Origin of the sequence: Anaeromyxobacter terrae (genome assembly GCF_022690685.1) — a bacterium.
Lineage (GTDB): Bacteria > Myxococcota > Myxococcia > Myxococcales > Anaeromyxobacteraceae > Anaeromyxobacter > Anaeromyxobacter terrae.
The window spans coordinates 13,364-31,115 of sequence record NZ_JALCYY010000014.1 but is presented as its reverse complement, the minus strand read 5'-3'; the positions used below and the strand labels follow the sequence as shown (position 1 = coordinate 31,115).

Below are 17,752 nucleotides of genomic sequence, written 5' to 3'. Positions count from 1 at the left end.
GGGCGATGCGATCGGAGCTGGTGATGGCGGCGCCGCGGGGGCGGCTGCGCGGCTACATCGTGAGGAGCCATCGGGTGCTGGACTCCCCGATCAGCGCCGCGCCGCGGGCGCTCCTCGTGCTCGCGGCGGCGCTGCTCGTCGTCGCCCTCACGCAGTCGCTGTGGGACATGACGATGTTCGCGCCGCAGTACCAGGACGGCCTGCGGCTCCACATCCACGCCTCGCGCCTCGTGGGCGGCAACGGCGGCCAGGATCTGAAGGAGATCAACCTCCTCAACCACTACATCGGCATGCACGATCTCGCGCAGGAGAGCTTCAAGGAGTTCCTGTGGATGCCGTTCGTCTTCGGCGCGCTCGCGCTCCTGCTCCTCCGCGCGGCGGTGTTCGGCACGGTCGGGAACGTGCTCGACGTGACCGTCCTGTCGCTGTACGTCGGCGCGTTCTCCCTGTGGTCGTTCGCGAAGACGATGTGGGCGTACGGCCACGAGCTCGCGCCGACCGCGCCCGTGAAGGTCCCGCCGTTCATGCCGCCGGTGTTCGGGTCGAAGCAGCTCGCGAACTTCGAGGTGTACTCGTACCCGGGGATTGGCACGTGGGCGATCATCGTCGCCGCCGTCGCGATGGCGGTCGCGTTCGTCCTCGCCGTCCGCGGCGCTCGCCGCGAGCTCGCCGCCGAGCAGGCATGACGGCGGCGCCGCTCGTCGAGGGGCTCCTCGTGGCGCTCCTCGCGGCGCAGGCCGCGGGCGACATGCCCAGCGTCGCGCCGGGGCAGCTCGAGGGCCGGCCACCCCCCGGCGAGGCCTCCCCGCTCCAGGCGCGCGTCGACGCAGCGCCTGCGGGCGCGACCGTCGAGGTCGGGCCGGGGACGTACGACGGCGACCTCGTGATCGACCGCCCGCTCCGGCTCGCCGGGCGCGGGCGGCCGCTGCTGCGCGGCTCCGGCAAGGGGAGCGTGGTGCGGATCCGGGCGGCGGGGGTGACGGTCGAGGGGCTCGACGTGGACGGGCGCGGCGGCGGTGATCTCGGCCGCGACAGCTCGGGCATCCACGTCTCCGCCCCGGGGGCCGTGGTGCGCGACAACCGGATCGCGAACGCGCTCTTCGGCGTGTACCTGCGGGAGGCGCCCGGCGCGCGCGTCGAGGGGAACGTGGTGCGCGGCATCCGCGGGAAGGATCCGGGCGAGAAGGGCTCGGGCATCCACGTCTGGAACACGGACGGGTTCACGCTCGTGGGGAACGACATCGCCGACTGCCGCGACGGTCTCTACATCCAGTCCTCGCCGCACGGCACGATCCGCGGCAACTCGGTCCGCGACCTGCGCTACGCGATCCACTTCATGTACTCGGACGACAACGTCTTCGAGGACAACCTCTTCGAGCGCTCGGACGCCGGCGGCGTGCTCATGTACTCGCGGCGGCTCGTCTTCCGGCGGAACCGCTTCCTCCACAACCGCGGCTTCGCCTCGGTGGGCCTGCTCCTCAAGGCCTGCGACGACTCGCTCGCCGAGGACAACCTCCTCGCGGACAACGCGCGCGGCGTCTTCCTCGAGGGCTCCTACCGCAACCTCCTGCGCAGGAACGTCGTGGCCGAGTCGGACACCGCCCTCGTGGTGTACGACTCGTGCGGCGAGAACCGGATCGAGGGGAACGCCTTCATCGCGAACCTCACCTCCCTCACGCTCGTGGGCCGCCGGACCGACACCGTCCTCGACGGCAACTACTGGTCGGACAACGACGAGCCCGACCTCGACGGCGACGGCGTCTCCGATCGGCCGTTCGTGCTCGGGAGCCTGTTCGATCACCTGCGCGGCAACCTCACCGCCGCCGATCTGCTCGCCCAGAGCCTCGCCGCCGCGGCGCTGGGGGTGGCCGAGCGCGCGTTCCCGGTGCTCGCGCCCGCCGAGGTCGCCGACCGGCGGCCCCTCGCGCGCCCGCCCCCGCTCCCCGCCGTCCCCCGCCCCTCGCCGCGGCCGCGGAGACCCGATCCGTTCGGGCTCGCGGGCTCGCTCGCGGCGCTCGCCGCGGGCGGGGCGCTGCTCGCCGGCGCGCGACCTCGGCGGCCCGCGGAGGCGGCGTGATCCGCTTCGACGGGTTCGGCAAGCGGTATGGCCGCCAGCGGGCGGTCTCGCGCGTCGACCTCGCGGTGCGCCGCGGCGAGGTCGTGGCGCTCCTCGGCCCGAACGGCTCCGGGAAGAGCACTTGCCTCAAGGCCGCGGCCGGGCTCGTCCGGCCGACCGACGGCAGCGTGGAGGTGGGCGAGCCGCTCCGCTCCGCGGCGCTGCCCGAGGCCCGGCGCGGAGTCTCGTTCCTCCCGCAGAAGGTCGCGTTCCCGGAGGCGCTCAGCGGGCGCGAGGTGGTCGAGTTCTACCGGCGGCTGCGGGGCGCCGCGCCCGGGCGCACCGAGGCGGCGCTCGGGATGGCCGCGCTCGAGGGCGCGGCGGACCGTCCGGTGGGGACCTACTCCGGCGGCATGGTCCAGCGGCTCGGGCTCGCCGTGGTGGCGCTGGCCGACGCGCCCATCCTCCTGCTCGACGAGCCCACCTCCTCCCTCGACCGCGCCGGCCTCGCGGCCGCCCACGCGCTCGCCGACCGCGGCCGCAGCGAGGGGCGCGCGGTGCTCTTCAGCACGCACCAGCTCGCCGACGTCGAGCGGCTCGCCGATCGGGTGGCGGTGCTCGTGGACGGGGCGCTCGTGGGGGACCTCGATCGCGCCGAGCTCGCGGATCGCCTCGCCCGGCGCGGGGTGCTGCGCCTGCGCGTCGCGCGCGCTCCGGCCACGCTCGCCGCCGCGCTCGCGCGCATCGCGCCCGGCGCCGCGCTCCACGACGACGAGATCGTGGTGATCGGGCCCGCCGCGGTGCGCGCCGCCGCGCTCGAGGCCGTGCGCGCGAGCGGCGCCGAGCTGCGCGGGCTCTCCTCGGAGGAGGGGAGGCTCGATCTCCTCTACGACGAGCTCGTCGGCGCCGCCGAGCGCGCCGGGCCGGAGGTTCGCGCATGACGTGCTCCCTCTCTCGCGCGCTCCCCGCGGTCGCGCTCCTCTTTGCCCTCGCCTGCCGGTCCGGGCCGCCCGCCCCCGCGCCGCTCGACACGCGCCACGACGCCTGCGCGTTCTGCCGGATGGCGGTCTCGGACCGCCACTTCGCCGCGCAGCTCGTGGCGCCCGGCGAGGAGCCGCTGTTCTTCGACGACCTCGGCTGCCTCGCCCGCCACCTCGCGGCGTCCCGCCCGCGCGCGCGGGCGGTGGCGTGGGTCGCCGATCACCGCACGGGCGAGTGGGTCCGGACCGCGCGCGCCGTGTACACGCGGAGCCCGCGCCTCGAGACGCCCATGGGCTCCCACCTCGTCGCCCACGCGGACGCCGCCTCGCGCGACGCGGATCCCGCCGCGCAGGGCGGCGTCCCGGCCAGCGCGGCGGAGATCTTCGGCCCCGCCGGGCCACCGGACGGCAGATGAGCGCGCCGACCCGGCTCGCCGCCCTCGCCCTCGTGGCGCGCCAGGAGATCGCGCTCGCGGTCCGCTCGCGCTGGACCGCCATCTTCGCGGCGGTGTTCGCGCTGCTCGCCGTGGGGGTCGCCGCGAGCGGCTACATCCTCTCGGGCGGCAGCGGCTTCGAGGACTTCGCGCGCACCAGCGTGTCGCTCGTGCAGCTCGTGGTGCTGGTGGTGCCGCTCGCGGCGCTCGTGATGGGGGTGCTCGCCGTCGCGCCGGAGCGGGGCACCGCCGAGCTCCTCTTCTCGCAGCCCATCGGGCGGGGCGTCGTCCTCCTCGGGCAGCTCGCCGGCCTCTTCGTCGCGCTCTCGGCCGCCGAGCTCATCGGCTTCGGCGCGGCGGGGCTCGTCGTGTTCCTGAACGCCGGGGAGGAGGGCGCGGGCGCGTACTTCCTCCTCGTGCTGGGCGCGATCCTCCTCACCGCGGTGTTCCTCGCGATCGCGGCGCTCGTCGGCGCCGGGGCGGTGGGGCGCAAGCGGGTCCGGGCGCTCGCGCTCGCGCTCGTCGTCTGGTTCGCCGCGACGGTGCTCGTCGACGTCGCGGCCCTGGGCATCGCCACGCTGCTCCGCTCGACCGCGGCGTCGCGCCTCCTCGTCGCCTCGGTCGTCCTGAACCCGGCGAGCGCGATCCGGGTCGGGTCGCTCCTCGCCGTCCAGGGCACGGCTGCCTTCGGCGCCGCGTCGCTCGCGCTCCTGCGCCTCACCGGCGGCCCGGTGGGCGCGGCGCTGCTCCTCGGGGCCTCGGTGCTCGCGTGGATCGTCCTGCCCGTCGCGGCCGCGATCCGACGGCTCGGGCACATCGACCTGTGAGGTGGGAGGGGGTGCGCTCCGTGCCGCCCCGACCCCACGCCGGCCAGCGTCCCGTGAACGCGTCACGGGTCACAGCGTCGCAGCGGCGTTAGAAGGGGGCGATGGTCAGACCAGCGAGGGAGCGCGGGTTGCCGCTCCGGTTCCGGGACCTGAAGCTCCGGACGAAGCTCCTCGTCGTCCTCACCGCCCTCAACCTGCTCGTCACCGCGGCGTTCGTCGCCCTCGCGCAGCGCACGCAGGAGGCGCAGATCCGCGCCGCCCTGGACGACAAGCTGCTCACCTGCGCGCGCGCGGCGGCGCTCTTCCTCGCGCCGTTCCACGACGGGATCCGCGACGCGAGCTCGGTCTCCCGCGCGGACCACCTCGCGCTGCAGCGCCGCCTGTCGGCCCTCGTCGAGGAGAGCGGGCTCGCCTACGTCTACACCGTCGTGGTGCGCGACGGCTCGGGCGCGTTCACGTCCTCGAGCGCCACGCGCGAGGAGCTGGAGAAGGGCACCGGGCCGGCGTTCTTCCAGAGGACGGCGCACCCGAGCCCCGGGCTCCGCGCGGCGTGGGCGGACCACCAGGTCCACTTCGACACCTACGTCGACCCAACCGACTCGTTGCGCTCGGTGTACGTACCGCTCCGCTCGCCCGCGGGGACCGAGTTCTTCCTGGGCGTGGACGTGCACACCGAGACGCTGGACGCCGCGCTCCGCGACGCGCTCCTCCGCTCGCTCGGCCTCGGCGCGCTGGTGCTCGCGGTGGGGCTCGTCGTCTCCGCGCTGCTCGTCCGGACCGTGACGGCGCGCCTCGCCCGGCTCGGCGAGGCGCTCGACGCCGTCGCCGCCGGACGGCTCGACCTCGCGGTCGAGGACGACGGGGCGGACGAGGTCGGGCGGCTGCTCGAGGCGCTGCGCCGGATGCTCGCGGCGTTGCGCGAGGTGGTGGCGCGCGCGCAGGCGGCGGCGGAGGGCGTCGCGGCGGGGAGCGGCCAGCTCGCGCAGAGCTCGGCGGAGCTCTCGCACGGCTCCTCCGAGCAGGCGGCGTCCGCCGAGCGCGCCGCCGCGGCGATGCGGGAGATCGCGGCGCTCGCGCAAAGGACCGCGGAGGCGGCGGCCCGCACCGGCGCGGCCGCGACCACCGCGGCGCGCGACGCCCGCGCCGGGGGCGAGGCGGTCGGGCGGGCGGTCGCCGCGATGAAGGAGATCGGCGAGCGGATCTCGATCGTCGAGGAGATCGCCTACCAGACCAACCTCCTCGCGCTGAACGCCGCCATCGAGGCCGCGCGCGCGGGCGAGCACGGCCGCGGCTTCACCGTCGTGGCTGCCGAGGTCCGGCGCCTCGCCGAGCGGAGCCGGCGCGCAGCCGGCGAGATCGGGGCGCTCGCAGGGACGAGCGTCGCGGTCGCCGAGGAGGCGGGGAGCGCCCTCGCCAAGATCGTCCCCGGCGTGGAGCGGACCGCCGGCCTCGTCCGGGAGATCACCGGGGCGACCCACGGTCAGGGTGCGAGCGCCGAGGAGGTGAGCGGCTCGCTCGCGGACCTGGAGCGGATCGTCGGCCGGAACGCGGCGGCGGCCGAGGAGATGGCCTCCACCGCGGAGGAGCTCGCCGGCCAGGCGAAGTCGCTCCGCGCCGCGATCGCCTTCTTCCAGGTCGAGGCGGACGGCGGCGCGGCGCGCCGCGAGCTGCCGCCGCGGTCGCGCGCGGCCGCCTGAGCCGGGGCTACAGCGCGAGGGACAGCCAGCCCTCCGACTCGAGCCGCAGGGCCTCGACGATGCCGTTCGGCACGACGCCGACGCCGGCCTGCAGCCGTGACGGCTCTATCCCCTTCTTCTCGAGCGTGAGGCCGCAGGCGACGAGCTGGACGCCGGCCGCGGTCGCCTTCGCGACCTGGCCTTCCGCGGGGCTGCCGCGCAGGAGCGCCTCGAGCGCGCCACCGCAGGCGATGACGCGCACCTCGCGCGCCGGGAGGCCACGGCCGGCGAGCATCTGCCCGGCGGTGGTGAGCACCGGGTCGAGCTGCTGGGCCCCCTGCACGAGCAGCACGACCCGCCGCTCGGCCGGCGGCTCGGCCGCCCGCGCCGTCGAGGCCGGCGCGAGGCCTCCCGCGGCGAGGAGGAGCGCCGCCGCGATGGCCGCGCCCGCAGCGCCGGCGCGCAGACGCCAGCGCCGGGAGAGGAGCGCGTCGAGCGCGAACGCGCCCGCGCCCGAGAGCGCGAGGTGCAGGAGCAGGCCCGCGATGGCGACGTTCTTGAGGAGTGGCCCATTCGTCTCGGCGCCGAGCTGCACGGTGACGGTGATCGGCACGAGCACGGCGAGGAGGCCGAGCGCGGCAGCGCGCGTGAACAGGCCGGTGAAGAGCGCGAGCCCGCCGGCGAGGAGCGCGACGCCCGAGAGGACGACCAGCGTGCGTGCGGGAGCGAGCGCGAGGGCGAGGTCCGCGTGCGGCGCCGCGGCGAGCCGCGCCGCGACGCGGCCTGAGGCGACGAGGTGCTTCACCCCTGCGCCGACGAAGATGGGCGTCGCGAGGAGCCGGAGGACGAGGAGGGAGAGATCGGCGCGCGAGGTCGGTTGCATGGCGCCTGGGACACGCCGAGGCGGGCGCCGAGTTCCCACCGTTCCCTTCGGGTGTCGGCCTCGCAAGGACGCTCGGCGCGATCGCCGGCGTTCCACCGACGGGGCGTCCCGCCGCGCGGGCCTGACGCCGCCCCGCCTCCCACCTTAAGCCTCGGGACGACCTCCGCGGGCGCCCCCCCAGGGACTCGCGCGAGGCCGCCGGGTGCGAAGGGAGAGACCGCATGGCAGGCCAGGCGAACGCGCTCGTCGCGCGGCTCGGGATCGAGCACCCCATCATCCAGGCGCCGCTCGGCGGCGTGCCCACGAACGCGCTCGTGGCGGAGGTCTCCGAGGCGGGCGCGCTCGGCAGCCTCGGCGCCGCATACCTCACGCCCGAGCAGCTCGAGGACGCGATCGGCGAGATCCGCTCGAGGACGGCGAGGCCATTCGCGGTGAACCTGTTCGCCGGCGGGTGGGACGCGCGCGCGAGCGGAGACGCGCAGCGCATGCTCGAGCTCCTCGCGCCGATCCATGCGAGGCTGGGGATCCCCCCGCCCACGGTCCCGTCGCTGCCGGAGGATCCGTTCGAGGCCCAGCTCGCGATCGTGCTCGACGCACGCCCCGCGGCGTTCAGCTTCACCTTCGGCATCCCCTCGGCGGACGCCCTGCGGCGCCTCCGCGAGCGCGGGATCTTCACGATGGGGACCGCCACCTCCGCCGAGGAGTCGCGGCTGCTCGAGGAGGCCGGCGTCGACGCCGTCGTCGCGCAGGGCGCCGAGGCCGGCGGGCACCGGGGAACGTTCGCGGGGCCCTTCGAGGCGGCGCTCGTCCCCACCGCGCAGCTCGTCCGCGAGAGCGTCTCCACCGTGCGCCTCCCGGTGATCGCGTCGGGAGGGCTCATGGACGGTCGCGACATCGCGGCGATGCTGCGCCTCGGAGCCTCCGCCGCTCAGCTCGGCACCGCGTTCCTCGTGACGCCGGAGGGCGGCACGTCCGAGCCCTACAAGCGGGCGCTCCTCGCCGCGCGCGCCGACACCACCGCGCTCACCCGCGCGTTCTCGGGGCGGCCGGCGCGCGGGCTCGTGAACGACTTCATGCGTCTCGTGGGGGCGGACCCGGGCGCGATCCTCCCCTACCCGCTCCAGAACGCGCTCACGCGCCCGATGCGCACCGCGGCGGCGCGCGCGGGAGACGCCGAGCTCCTGTCGCTCTGGGCCGGGCAGGGCGTCGCGCGAGCGCGCGCGCTGCCGGCGCGGGAGCTCGTCCGGCGCCTCGTCGAGGAGCTGGGGGCGTGAGGCCGGCGCACGCGAGTCCCCGCGCGAGCGATCGCGGTTCGTGCTAAGCCCGCCGCGATGCTCGCCGAGATCCTGAACGCCTTGCGCTGCCCGCTCTGCGCGGCGGCGCTCGCCGAGGTCGCCGCCGGGAGCGGCCGGGCGCTGCGCTGTCCCGCGGGGCACAGCTTCGACCTCGCCCGGCAGGGCTACGTGAGCCTCGACACCGGCCGCCGCGCGCACGCGGGCGACACCGCCGAGATGATCGCCGCCCGCGCGGCGTTCCTCGCCGCGGGGCACTACGCTTTCGTGACGGACGCGCTCGTCGCGGCCGCGCGGGAGGCCTGGGCCGGCGGGGGTGACGCCGCGAGGCTCGTCCTCGACGCGGGCGCCGGCACCGGGCACCACCTCGCCGCCGTGCTCGACGCGCTCCCCGACGCCTCGGGCCTCGCGCTCGACGTCTCGAAGCCGGCGCTGCGCCGCGCCGCGCGCGCTCACCCCCGGGCGGCGGCCGCGCTGTGCGACACGTGGGCCGGCCTGCCGATCGCCGGCGGTGCGGCCCGGCTCGTCCTCGACGTCTTCGCGCCGCGCAACGGTCCCGAGTTCCACCGCGTGCTCTCGGAGGACGGCGCGCTCCTCGTCGTCACGCCCGCGCCCGAGCACCTCGGCGCGCTCGTGGACGCCCTGAGCCTCCTCGCGGTGGACCCCGAGAAGGCCGACCGCGTCGAGGCGAGCCTCGGGGAGCGCTTCGTGCTCGCCGGGGAGACGCACGCCGCGCGCGTGCTCACCCTCGGGCACGCCGAGGTGCGGACGCTCGTGGGCATGGGGCCGAGCGCGTGGCACGCCGACGCCGGCGCGCTCGCCGCCCGGATCGCCGCGCTCCCCGAGCCGGTGCGGGTCACCGCGGCGGTCCGTGTCGGCACCTACCGGCCGCGCGCAGGCTGAGCACCGTCCGCGGCGGCCCGGGCGGGCCCCCGGTGCGCCGCCCGGCATGGCGGCGCCCGTGAGGCGGCGCGCTGCTTGTCGTGCACGCCCCGGGCACCAGATTTCTCCGGGGGGAGATCTCGTGAGCTCGATGACCGCTGTCGCGAAGGACGTTGCGCTCGTCCCGGTGCGGGCCTCGCTCGGGGCGACGATGATTTACCACGGCCTGCAGAAGCTGCGCGGCGAGGGGCCGAAGCAGACCGGGGAGATGTTCGAGGGGCTCGGCTTCAAGCCCGGGACGACCTGGGCCGCGCTCACCGGCCTCGCGGAGGTGTTCGGTGGCGCGACCGCGATCCTCGGGATCGGCACCCGGCTCGGCGCGCTCGCGATCCTCGGCACGCAGGCGGTCGCCGTCGCGAAGGTGCACGCGCCGAAGGGCTTCTCGAACGTGAACGGCGGGTTCGAGTTCAACCTCGCCCTCATGGGGATCGCCGCCGCGCTGCTCACCGCCGGCCCGGGTCGCTTCTCGACGCACGAGCTCGTCGAGCGGAGCGTCGCGCGCAGCTGGCGCGGATGGGCCCTCGCCCCGCGGCGCCAGTCCCGGGCGCTCGGCCTCGTGAAGCTGCTGAAGTAGCGCGGCAGGCAGGCGGAGCGGCAGCGCTACGACCCGGGCTCGCCGCGCCCGCACAGCGCGGCGTTCGCCGCGAGGCCGACCCCGACCGACGCTGCGCAGACCGCCACCACCGCGCCCCACCCGCCCGCCTGCCAGGCGAGGCCGGGGAGCGCCGAGCCGAGCGTCCCGCCCGCGTAGTAGAAGGCGAGATAGAGCGCGCTCGCGCCGCCCTTGGCGGTCCGCGCCGAGGCGTTCACGAAGGCCGGCACCACCGCCTGCGCGGTGAACGTGCCGAGCACGAGCACGACGAGGCCTACCACCACGAGCGGCAGGGGCCGCGCGAGCGCGAGCGCCATCCCGAGCGCCTCCCCGGCGAGGCCGATGCCGATGAGCCGCCACGGCGGCACGCGACCGGAGAGCCTGCCCGCGAGCGGCGAGGCCACGACGCCCGCCGCGTACACGACGTACACGCTCGAGACCGCCGCGGTGGAGAGCCCGTACGGCGGCGCGGACAGGTGGTACGGCAGGTAGGTGAAGATCCCGATCCAGCCGAAGAAGAGCGAGAGGCCGACGAGGTAGGCGCCTGCGAGGCGCGGATCGCGGAGGTGGCGCAGCATCCCGGCGTACGCCGCGACGACCCCGCGCCCCACCACGCGCGCGCCCGGCGCGAGCCCCCGAGCGAGCACCGCCGCCGCGGCGAGGGTGAGCGCCGCGAACGCCACGAACGCGGCGCGCCAGCCGAGGTGCGCGGCGATGGCGCCCGATCCCACGCGCCCGACGAGCCCGCCCACCACGGACGCGGCGATGATGCCGGCCACCACCCGCCCGAGCTCCGCGGGGGAGAAGCGGTCGCCCGCGTAGGCCACCGAGACGGCGGTCATCCCGGGCACGAACGCGCCCTGCAGCGCGCGCAGACCGACGAGCGCGCCGAAGGAGGGGGCCGCGGCGCAGGCGAGGGTCGCGAGCGAGAGGACCGCCGTCGCGCTCGCCATCACGCGCCGCCGCCCGAGCGCGTCGGAGAGCGGGCCGTACACGCTCGAGGCGGCCGCGACGGCGAGGACGACCGCCGAGACGGTGAGCCCCGCGCGCGCCGGGCCCACGCCGAACTCCCGCGAGAGCAGCGGGAGGATCGGCTGCGTCACGTACATGTCGGCGTAGGCCGCGACCGTCCCGACGTACAGCGCCACGCGCTCGCGATCCATCGCGCGCACGATACCGCAGCGGCGGCCTTCGGGCCGATGCACCGCGGGCTCGGCTCACGAGGACGGCGAGCCCCTCACCGCACCCGGAAGCTCGCGAGCGCCGCGTCGAACGTGGCGAGGTCCTGCTCGAAGTAGTGGCGGGCCGGCGCGACGTAGGCGATCTGCCAGGCGTGGCCGTCGATCAGCACGCCGCAGAGGGCGACCCGCACCTTGAGGCCGAAGGCGTCCTTGAACGCGACGGTGGTCCGGAACCCGGCCGCGCCTGCGATGCTCGCGGGGCGCGTCTCGAGGACCTTGAGCCCGTTCACCGAACCGTCGCTGCGCAGGTCGTCGAGGAGGACCTCGGCGAGCTCGCTGGGCCGCATCCCCTTCGTCACCGTCTTCTTCGTGTGCGGGAGCGGCTTGCCCGGATCGACCCGCCGGATCTTGATCGCCTGCAGGTTGAAGCCGTCGCGCGTCGCGACGAGCCCGTCGTCGACGTGGTTGAGCTTCATCCAGTCGTCCGGCAGCGCCATCGAGATGCGCGGGCCGAACCAGTTGCCGGAGTCGTACTTGCCGCCCACCTCGCGCCAGGGCGCCTCGTCGTGGATGCAGCCCGCCGCGAGCGCGGCGAGGCAGGCGAGCGTCGCGAGCCGGATCCTCATCGTGCCCTCCCCTCGAGCGCCGCGAGGTCGCCCTCGATCCAGGCGCGATCCACCGCGGCCGGGCTGAGGGCGAGGTAGGCCCTGAGCGCCGCCCGCGCGCCCTCCCGGTCGTTGCTCCGCGCGAGCGCGAGGCCGAGGCCGCGCTGCGCCTCGGGGCAGCGCGGGTCGAGCTCGACCGCGCGGCGGTACGCGGCGAGCGCGGCCCCGGGAGCGCCGTCCCCGCCACGCTGCCGCGCGACGTCGCCGAGGAGCGCGTACGCCTGTGCGCCGCCCGGCCGGAGCGCGAGGTAGGCCTTCGCGCCCCGCTCGGCGGGCCCGAACCGGCCGGCGGCGAGGTCGAGGCGGGCGCTCGCCAGGACGACCTCGCGCACCGCGGCGAGGTAGCGCTCCCGCCCGAGGTCCCCGCCGCGCCGGCCCGCATAGCGGGTGCGGAGGAGCGCGCGGTAGCTCTCGATCCGCTCCTCCAGCCGGGGGTGCGTGGCGAAGACGAACGGCTCCTCGATCTCCTCCTCCTTCACCCACGCGGCGAGGTGCTCGAACGGGCGCGTCGCCTCGCCGACGTCCCAGCCGCCCGCAGCGGCGAACGCGAGCCCCTCCTCGTCCGCCTCGCGCTCGAGGTCGCGCGAGTAGCCGGTCACGGCCGCCAGGGTGCCGACCGCGCCGAGCCCGAACGGCAGCCCGGACGCGAGCGCGGCGCCCTCCTTGAACGTGCGGTACTCGACGATCGCGTGGCGGTTCACGGCGTGGACGAGCTCGTGGCCGATCACGATCGCGAGCTGCGCCTCGTTCTCGAGCCGCGCGAGGAGCCCCATCGTCACGAACACGCCGCCGTCGGGCGAGACGAACGCGGAGAGGCCGGGCGCCTCGATGACGCGCACTCGCACGTCGAGCCGGTCGAGCGCGGCGCGCGGGGTGAGCCGCCGGGCGACGCCGAGCAGGTAGCGCTCCAGCCCGGCGTCGGCGAGCACGGCACCGCTCTTCTTCGCCCGGGCGTCCATCTCCTCGGCCTCGTGCCAGAGCCGCCGCTCGTCGCGCTCCGGCGCGAAGCCCGGGGCGGTGATCGGCGGGAGGCGCGCCGCGCGCGGGGGCGCGATCGCGCAGGCGGAGACGAGCGCGGCCGCGGCGATCGCCCCGAGGACGCGCGCGGTCACTGGATGGCCCCCGGCAGCTCCGAGAGGAGCTTCTCGACGGAGGCGCGGACGTCGGCGTCCTCGCGCAGGTCGATCCCCGCGCCGCCCCACACGTCGAACCAGACCACGTTGCCCTCCCGGTCGACGAGCCCGAGCGTGAGGAGCGCCATCGCGCGCATCCCGGCGAACACGGAGAGCTTCCGGCCGTCGGAGCCGACGCTGTCCTGGCCCGCCGCGACGAGCAGCACGTCGGCGCCGGCGCGGTCGAGGATCCGGCCGATGGGGCCGACCGAGTACTCGAACCGCTCAGTCTTGTACGGGAACGCGTACGGCGGATACGTGTAGAGCCAGATCGCCTCGGCGACCTCGGCGTAGAGCAGCCGGACGTCGTCGAGCTCCTCGTCGGTCTTCCAGCTCATCACCTTGGGCCGGAGCCCGCGCGCCGCGAGGCCGTCGGAGAGGGCCTTCACGACGTTCCGCGCCCCCTGCTCCGTCCACTCCTCGTGCACCTCCTCGACGCCCCCCGGCGCGACCTCGAGGATCCGGATCGCCGGGAGCACGCCCACGGTCTTCACGCCCTTGCGCCAGGTCTCGGCGCCGGGCCGGGCGCGGTGGTAGGGCATGCAGCCCGCGGCGGCCACGAGCAACGTCACCCACAGCAAGCGTCTCGACAAGGCTCCCTCCCGGACGGCGCGCAGCGTAGCGGACGCAGCGTGTCGGTCGCGAGGGTGACCGGGTGGGACCGTTCCACACGGAACGTCAAACGAGGCTGGCTTCACCTGCCGTCGATATCGCCGTCCGCTCGCCGGCGCGAGGCAGGCGGCCGCTGCGTTCCTGGGCGCCGCGGGTCGGCTCCTCCGCGCCCGGCGTGGTCCCCGCGCGGTAGGCTCCCGACCCACCCCCGCCGCCGAGGCCAGATGACCCGCACCCCCGCCGCGCTCCCGCTCCTCTCGCTCGCCGCAGCGCTCGCCGCGACGCCGTTCCCCGCCGACGCCTGGTCCGCGCAGGGCCACCGCGTCGCCGCGGCGATCGCCGAGGAGCGGCTCACGCCGGCGGCGCGGCGGCTCGTGCGGGAGCTCCTCGGCGCGACCCCCATGTCCGACGTCGCCGGCTGGGCCGACGCTCAGCGCGATCCCGCCACGCGGCCCTGGCACTACGTGAACATCCCGCCCGAAGCGGCCGGCTACGAGCGCGAGCGCGACTGTCCGAGGGACGCGTGCGTCGTCGCGGCGCTGGAGCGCGCGATCGCCGAGCTCTCCGGCGGAGACGCCGCGGTTCGCAGGGCGGACGCGTTCCGCTGGCTCGTGCACCTCGTGGCGGACCTCCACCAGCCGCTGCACGCGGACGGGCGCGAGCGGGGCGGGACCGAGCTCGAGACGCGGCGCGCGCGCGGCGGGAGGAAGACGCGGAGCCTCCACCGCGTATGGGACGAGGACGTGCTCCAGCCGATCCTCTACCGCCGCGGCGCGATCGCCGCGGGCCGCGCCCTCGCGCGCGAGGTCAGCGCCGGCGACGCCGCGCGCGCGGCCGCCGAGCTCTCGCCCGCCGCGTGGGCGAACGAGTCGCACGCCCTCGCGAGGGCGCTGTACGCGGAGCTCGGGCCGCCCCCGCGAGGCGGCCGGGTCCTGGTCCTCCCGGACGCGTACGCCGCAATGCAGCGGGCGCAGGTCGAGGCGCAGCTCCAGAAGGCGGGCGTGCGGCTCGCGGCGCTGCTCGACCGGATCGCCGTGGCGCGGGAGGCCCGCGCCAGGCCGCGCTGAGCGGCGCTCCAGCTACCCGAGCCACTGCGGGTTCTGCGCCGTCCCGTCGTACTGCTCGGTGGTCTTGTAGAGCTCGTTCGCGCCGTCCTGCCCCGCCGGCGCGCTGCGGGCGAGCAGCGCGTTCACGCCGTCCTCGGTGAGGGGGCGGAACCCCCGCGTGACGCGCAGCGCCTGCTCGACGCGCTCGACGGAGTCGCAGCCGGTGACGACCACGCTCGCGGGGAGGCTCATCGCGTAGCCGAGGCACTCCTCCGCGGAGGCGATCCCCTGCATCACGATCCGCGCGTCGGCCAGCGGCTTCATGCCGATGACGCCGATGTTCTTCTCGACGAGCACGGGCAGGACGTTCCTCTCGAAGCTGTCGTGGTGCGCGTCGAGGACGTTGAGCGGCATCTGGACGGTGTCGAACGTGAAGCGGTGCGCGTCCGCCTGGCGCAGCATCTCGAGGTGCCAGCGGGGCGACTTGTGGCCGGTGAACCCGATGTAGCGGATCTTGCCGGCCTGGCGCGCGGCGACGAGCGCCTCGACCGCGCCGCCCTGCGCGAAGCAGCGCTCCGGATCGGTCGGGCGGATCACCTCGTGGATCTGCATGAGGTCCACCCGGTCGGTCCGCAGGCGCTGGAGCGACTCGTCGATCTGGCGCGCCGCGGTCGCGGCGTCTCGCCCGTCGATCTTGGACATGAGGAAGACCTTCTCGCGGTAGCCGCCCTGGAGCGCCTTCCCCATCCGCCGCTCGCTCTCGCCGTCGTTGTAGTCCCAGCAGTTGTCGAGGAAGGTGATCCCGCCGTCGATGGCGGTGCGGACGATGCGGAGGCTCTCCTCCTCCGTCTCCTGCATTCCCATGTGGAAGCCGCCCAGGCCGACGAGCGACACCGCCACGCCCGTACGACCGAGCTTCCGCTGCGGGAGCGCACCGCCCGCCGCCGGGACGCTCTCGTGCGTCCCACCCTGCCCCGTCCGGCCGCCGCACGCGGCGAGCGGCACGAGCGTCATCGCGGCCGCCAGCTCCAGGAACTCTCGGCGCGTCATCGTGGCGTCCCCCCTCGCCGGAACGATGGGCGCGGAGCGGACGCGATGGGAGGCTGAACCCGGGAGCCTGGCCGCGGGGCCTTCGCGCCGTCCTGGCGAGCGCTCGCGCGCCGAGCTCGCTCCGCTCGCGTCGCGCTCGGCCCATCGGAACGGCTCGGCGGAGCGCGCCGCGGCCTCGGCCGCCGTCACACTTCACCTACGGTGTCTACCCCGTTCGCCCCGGACCCCCTGCCAGCGCGTTCACGTGGGAGGCGCGCGTCCTGCGCGTACAGCACGAACCGTGAATTCCAGGGCGGCAGCATCCCACGCGCGGGGGACGCTCGAACGCGGGGATGCCGGCGGCGGGCGCAAGACGCCCACGCGCGCCGACATGAATGCGCGTTCACCGGAGCGGCGCCGACCGGGAGAGGGTCGCGCGCGCGCCGAGGGATCGACTCACCGTCAGCGGCGGCGGCGGGCGCGGCTCGCGCGGACGGGCACCGTCACGCGCGCGCGGAGCCGTGCCGGCCCGGACCCGCGCGTCAGCACGGCCAGGGCGCCGAGGAGCCCGAGGATCGACAGGGCGAGGAGCACGGCCAGGGACGTCGTCACACACACCTCCGGTGGGGGGACCGTGCGATCGAACCCGCGGCGCTCGGCCGTCATTCCCCCTCCTGCAGCGGCCGGGGCCGCCCAGCCGGGAGAGCATGCGAGCGCCCGGCGGCAATGGAAGAGGCCCGGCGCCTCGCGGCATCCGGGCCTCTCGAGCAGTCTGGACGCCCGCGCGGGCTGCCGGGCGAGGTGAAGTGGAGCTACGGCGCCGGACGGTACGTCGCGGTCTGCGCGTCCGCGCGGGACGCTTGACCGGCGGTGAACTGGAACATGCAGACGTCGTCCGTGTAGTCCATGAAGTTCGTGATCGGATCCGCGCCCGGATAGCGCTTCCCGTTGCAGGTGTCGCGGCCCGTCGGGCAGCCGTACGCCGCCGAGCGCTCCGCGTTCGTGTCGGAGACGCTGTCCCCGCCGGCGCACCCGCCCTGGAACGTGTGGTAGAGGCCGAGCCAGTGGCCGACCTCGTGCGTGCCGGTGTCGCCCTCGTCGTACGGCGCGGCGCCACCGCCGGGGAGCGAGGAGAAGAGGACGACCACGCCGTCCATCTTCGGGCTCGAGGCGTAGTTCCACGGGAACGTCGCCCAGCCGAGGAGCCCGCCGCCCGGGTTGCACGTGTAGACGTTCAGCGTTCCCGCGCCGCCGGTGTGGAGCGCGGTCTTCATCTGAGACTCGACCGAGGAGACGTCGCACGAGCCGAACCACGTCGCGTTCGTCGTACGGGTGACGCCGGCGAGCGTGAAGGTGAACGCCGTCGGCGCGCCGCCGGAGCGGCCCGCGTAGGCGTCGTTCAGCACCTGGAGCTGCGCGTCGATGAGGGACTGGGGGACGTCGCCGTTCGCGAGCCCGGCGCCCTGGTTCACGACGTGGAACCAGACCGGGACGACGACCGAGCCAGCGGTGCGCGCCGCGGCGAGCTCCGCGTTGGAGGTCCGCAGCGCCGCGTCCACCTCGCGGGAGACGCGCGCCAGCTCCGTCGCGCTCGGCGTCTCGGTGCCACAGGTGCGGATCTGGTGATTCGCCGCGAGCGCCTGATCGGAGGCGGCGAGGTTCGGGTCGGTGCGGGAGCCCTCGCAGGCGGTGAGGGCAATTGCCGCGAGCGCGGCGGCGGACAGGGCACGGGGTGAGGGCAAGCACGCCTCCTCGGAATGGGAGGGGCCATCGTAGAGGTCGATATCGCGGTGGGTCAACGCGCCCCACCCCGACAGGGCGGGGCACACGCGACCCGTCGAGCGCTCCATGTATGAGTGAGTGCGTGCGCGCGACCCACGCAGCGAGCACGGCGTGGACGCACGGACGGGTGCTCGCCGCCCCGCGGAGCTTTCGGAGATGAAGCCGCCTCAGCGGCGCGCGATCGGCGCGACGTGCGCGGCGAGGCGCCGATCCGCGTCGTTCATGTGCGCGGCGAGGGCGGCGCGGAGATCGAGCGCGGCGGTGGTGGCGAGCTGCTCGTCTCCGCTCGCGAACGCGCGCTGCAGCTCGCGCATCTGCTCGAGGAACGCGCCGTGCTCGCCCGCGTGGGCGTCGCGGTCGGGGAAGGCGCTCGACTCCATGAGCAGCTCCTCGCTGCCGAAGTGCACCACGCTGTAGGAGAGGAGCTGGTCGGCGAGGCGCCGCGCCATCCAGGGGCGGCCCTGCTCGATCGCGTCCACGAACGCGCTCGCGAGCCCGATCTGCAGGTGATGGTCGTGATCCATCGCCTCGTGCCCGACCTCGAGCCGGTCGTTCCAGGCGTGCGTCTCCTTCATGACTCCTC

The 17,752-nt window shown here is 75.7% G+C and carries 19 protein-coding genes; 10 read left to right on the top strand and 9 right to left on the bottom strand.

The genetic code is table 11. The features are described 5' to 3' along the window. The first annotated feature begins 5 nt into the window (after positions 1-5). From MNY62_RS08400 to MNY62_RS08375, 6 genes are all read left to right on the top strand, one after another. A complete protein-coding gene (locus tag MNY62_RS08400; protein ID WP_242343702.1) occupies positions 6-686 on the top strand; it encodes a hypothetical protein in 681 nt (226 codons plus the stop codon). After that, positions 683-2,077 (top strand): nitrous oxide reductase family maturation protein NosD, encoded by a 1,395-nt coding sequence (gene nosD, locus MNY62_RS08395; RefSeq protein ID WP_242343701.1) that lies wholly within the window; start codon positions 683-685, stop codon positions 2,075-2,077. Before MNY62_RS08400 ends, nosD begins: the two co-directional genes overlap by 4 nt. After that, positions 2,074-2,997 carry an ABC transporter ATP-binding protein gene (locus tag MNY62_RS08390; RefSeq protein ID WP_242343700.1) on the top strand — a complete coding sequence of 308 codons (924 nt, stop codon included), beginning with the start codon at positions 2,074-2,076 and terminating at the stop codon, positions 2,995-2,997. Before nosD ends, MNY62_RS08390 begins: the two co-directional genes overlap by 4 nt. Continuing rightward, positions 2,994-3,452: a nitrous oxide reductase accessory protein NosL gene (locus MNY62_RS08385; RefSeq protein WP_242343699.1), complete on the top strand. Its 459-nt coding sequence runs from the start codon at positions 2,994-2,996 to the stop codon at positions 3,450-3,452. The genes MNY62_RS08390 and MNY62_RS08385 overlap by 4 nt, the downstream gene beginning before the upstream one ends. Then, the gene (locus tag MNY62_RS08380; protein ID WP_242343698.1) at positions 3,449-4,297 is read left to right on the top strand and encodes an ABC transporter permease; all 849 of its coding nucleotides are present in this window, start codon (positions 3,449-3,451) and stop codon (positions 4,295-4,297) included. Before MNY62_RS08385 ends, MNY62_RS08380 begins: the two co-directional genes overlap by 4 nt. Positions 4,298-4,398: 101 nt before the next feature. Next, the gene (locus MNY62_RS08375) at positions 4,399-5,994 is read left to right on the top strand and encodes a methyl-accepting chemotaxis protein (RefSeq protein ID WP_242343697.1); all 1,596 of its coding nucleotides are present in this window, start codon (positions 4,399-4,401) and stop codon (positions 5,992-5,994) included. A gap of 7 nt (positions 5,995-6,001) precedes the next feature. Here MNY62_RS08375 and MNY62_RS08370 read toward each other — a convergent pair whose 3' ends face one another. After that, positions 6,002-6,856, bottom strand: coding sequence for a DoxX family membrane protein (locus MNY62_RS08370; RefSeq protein ID WP_242343696.1), 855 nt, complete (start codon positions 6,854-6,856; stop codon positions 6,002-6,004). Between the two features lie 221 nt (positions 6,857-7,077). On the opposite strand from MNY62_RS08370, the gene MNY62_RS08365 reads away from it, so the two are divergent. The 3 genes from MNY62_RS08365 (at position 7,078) to MNY62_RS08355 (ending at position 9,664) form a co-directional block, all read left to right on the top strand. Next, a complete protein-coding gene (locus tag MNY62_RS08365) occupies positions 7,078-8,130 on the top strand; it encodes an NAD(P)H-dependent flavin oxidoreductase (protein WP_242343695.1) in 1,053 nt (350 codons plus the stop codon). Between the two features lie 57 nt (positions 8,131-8,187). Further along, positions 8,188-9,051, top strand: a complete 864-nt coding sequence (locus MNY62_RS08360; RefSeq protein WP_242343694.1) for a putative RNA methyltransferase — start codon at positions 8,188-8,190, stop codon at positions 9,049-9,051. A gap of 130 nt (positions 9,052-9,181) precedes the next feature. After that, positions 9,182-9,664, top strand: coding sequence for a DoxX family protein (locus MNY62_RS08355; RefSeq protein WP_242343772.1), 483 nt, complete (start codon positions 9,182-9,184; stop codon positions 9,662-9,664). 26 nt (positions 9,665-9,690) lie between these two features. On the opposite strand, the gene MNY62_RS08350 is transcribed toward MNY62_RS08355, so the two are convergent. The 4 genes from MNY62_RS08350 to MNY62_RS08335 all read right to left on the bottom strand — a co-directional run bounded on the left by MNY62_RS08350 (position 9,691) and on the right by MNY62_RS08335 (position 13,293). Next, positions 9,691-10,845, bottom strand: a complete 1,155-nt coding sequence (locus MNY62_RS08350) for an MFS transporter (protein ID WP_242343693.1) — start codon at positions 10,843-10,845, stop codon at positions 9,691-9,693. A 74-nt stretch (positions 10,846-10,919) separates the two neighbouring features. Beyond that, positions 10,920-11,489 carry a hypothetical protein gene (locus MNY62_RS08345; RefSeq protein ID WP_242343692.1) on the bottom strand — a complete coding sequence of 190 codons (570 nt, stop codon included), beginning with the start codon at positions 11,487-11,489 and terminating at the stop codon, positions 10,920-10,922. Then, the gene (locus tag MNY62_RS08340; RefSeq protein WP_242343691.1) at positions 11,486-12,640 is read right to left on the bottom strand and encodes a M48 family metallopeptidase; all 1,155 of its coding nucleotides are present in this window, start codon (positions 12,638-12,640) and stop codon (positions 11,486-11,488) included. The genes MNY62_RS08345 and MNY62_RS08340 overlap by 4 nt, the downstream gene beginning before the upstream one ends. Next, positions 12,637-13,293: a hypothetical protein gene (locus MNY62_RS08335; RefSeq protein ID WP_242343690.1), complete on the bottom strand. Its 657-nt coding sequence runs from the start codon at positions 13,291-13,293 to the stop codon at positions 12,637-12,639. The genes MNY62_RS08340 and MNY62_RS08335 overlap by 4 nt, the downstream gene beginning before the upstream one ends. A 243-nt stretch (positions 13,294-13,536) precedes the next feature. On the opposite strand from MNY62_RS08335, the gene MNY62_RS08330 reads away from it, so the two are divergent. Continuing rightward, positions 13,537-14,379 carry a S1/P1 nuclease gene (locus MNY62_RS08330; RefSeq protein ID WP_242343689.1) on the top strand — a complete coding sequence of 281 codons (843 nt, stop codon included), beginning with the start codon at positions 13,537-13,539 and terminating at the stop codon, positions 14,377-14,379. A 12-nt stretch (positions 14,380-14,391) separates the two neighbouring features. Here MNY62_RS08330 and MNY62_RS08325 read toward each other — a convergent pair whose 3' ends face one another. From MNY62_RS08325 to MNY62_RS08310, 4 genes are all read right to left on the bottom strand, one after another. Then, the gene (locus MNY62_RS08325) at positions 14,392-15,408 is read right to left on the bottom strand and encodes an aldo/keto reductase (RefSeq protein ID WP_242343688.1); all 1,017 of its coding nucleotides are present in this window, start codon (positions 15,406-15,408) and stop codon (positions 14,392-14,394) included. A gap of 441 nt (positions 15,409-15,849) precedes the next feature. Further along, positions 15,850-15,999 (bottom strand): hypothetical protein, encoded by a 150-nt coding sequence (locus tag MNY62_RS08320; protein WP_242343687.1) that lies wholly within the window; start codon positions 15,997-15,999, stop codon positions 15,850-15,852. Between the two features lie 200 nt (positions 16,000-16,199). After that, positions 16,200-17,129 carry a zinc metalloprotease gene (locus MNY62_RS08315; protein WP_242343686.1) on the bottom strand — a complete coding sequence of 310 codons (930 nt, stop codon included), beginning with the start codon at positions 17,127-17,129 and terminating at the stop codon, positions 16,200-16,202. A 207-nt stretch (positions 17,130-17,336) separates the two neighbouring features. After that, positions 17,337-17,744, bottom strand: a complete 408-nt coding sequence (locus MNY62_RS08310) for a bacteriohemerythrin (protein ID WP_242343685.1) — start codon at positions 17,742-17,744, stop codon at positions 17,337-17,339. Positions 17,745-17,752: the final 8 nt, after the last annotated feature.

Excerpts from the sequence above, each read along its gene's own strand:
- MNY62_RS08375 (WP_242343697.1), top strand. The coding sequence starts at position 4,399 with ATGGTCAGACCAGCGAGGGAGCGCGGGTTGCCGCTCCGGTTCCGGGAC.
- MNY62_RS08310 (WP_242343685.1), bottom strand. The coding sequence starts at position 17,744 with ATGAAGGAGACGCACGCCTGGAACGACCGGCTCGAGGTCGGGCACGAG.
- MNY62_RS08400 (WP_242343702.1), top strand. The coding sequence starts at position 6 with ATGCGATCGGAGCTGGTGATGGCGGCGCCGCGGGGGCGGCTGCGCGGC.
- MNY62_RS08330 (WP_242343689.1), top strand. The coding sequence starts at position 13,537 with ATGACCCGCACCCCCGCCGCGCTCCCGCTCCTCTCGCTCGCCGCAGCG.
- MNY62_RS08385 (WP_242343699.1), top strand. The coding sequence starts at position 2,994 with ATGACGTGCTCCCTCTCTCGCGCGCTCCCCGCGGTCGCGCTCCTCTTT.
- MNY62_RS08360 (WP_242343694.1), top strand. The coding sequence starts at position 8,188 with ATGCTCGCCGAGATCCTGAACGCCTTGCGCTGCCCGCTCTGCGCGGCG.
- MNY62_RS08380 (WP_242343698.1), top strand. The coding sequence starts at position 3,449 with ATGAGCGCGCCGACCCGGCTCGCCGCCCTCGCCCTCGTGGCGCGCCAG.
- MNY62_RS08325 (WP_242343688.1), bottom strand. The coding sequence starts at position 15,408 with ATGACGCGCCGAGAGTTCCTGGAGCTGGCGGCCGCGATGACGCTCGTG.
- MNY62_RS08355 (WP_242343772.1), top strand. The coding sequence starts at position 9,182 with ATGACCGCTGTCGCGAAGGACGTTGCGCTCGTCCCGGTGCGGGCCTCG.
- MNY62_RS08345 (WP_242343692.1), bottom strand. The coding sequence starts at position 11,489 with ATGAGGATCCGGCTCGCGACGCTCGCCTGCCTCGCCGCGCTCGCGGCG.
- MNY62_RS08365 (WP_242343695.1), top strand. The coding sequence starts at position 7,078 with ATGGCAGGCCAGGCGAACGCGCTCGTCGCGCGGCTCGGGATCGAGCAC.
- MNY62_RS08350 (WP_242343693.1), bottom strand. The coding sequence starts at position 10,845 with ATGGATCGCGAGCGCGTGGCGCTGTACGTCGGGACGGTCGCGGCCTAC.
- MNY62_RS08370 (WP_242343696.1), bottom strand. The coding sequence starts at position 6,856 with ATGCAACCGACCTCGCGCGCCGATCTCTCCCTCCTCGTCCTCCGGCTC.
- nosD (WP_242343701.1), top strand. The coding sequence starts at position 683 with ATGACGGCGGCGCCGCTCGTCGAGGGGCTCCTCGTGGCGCTCCTCGCG.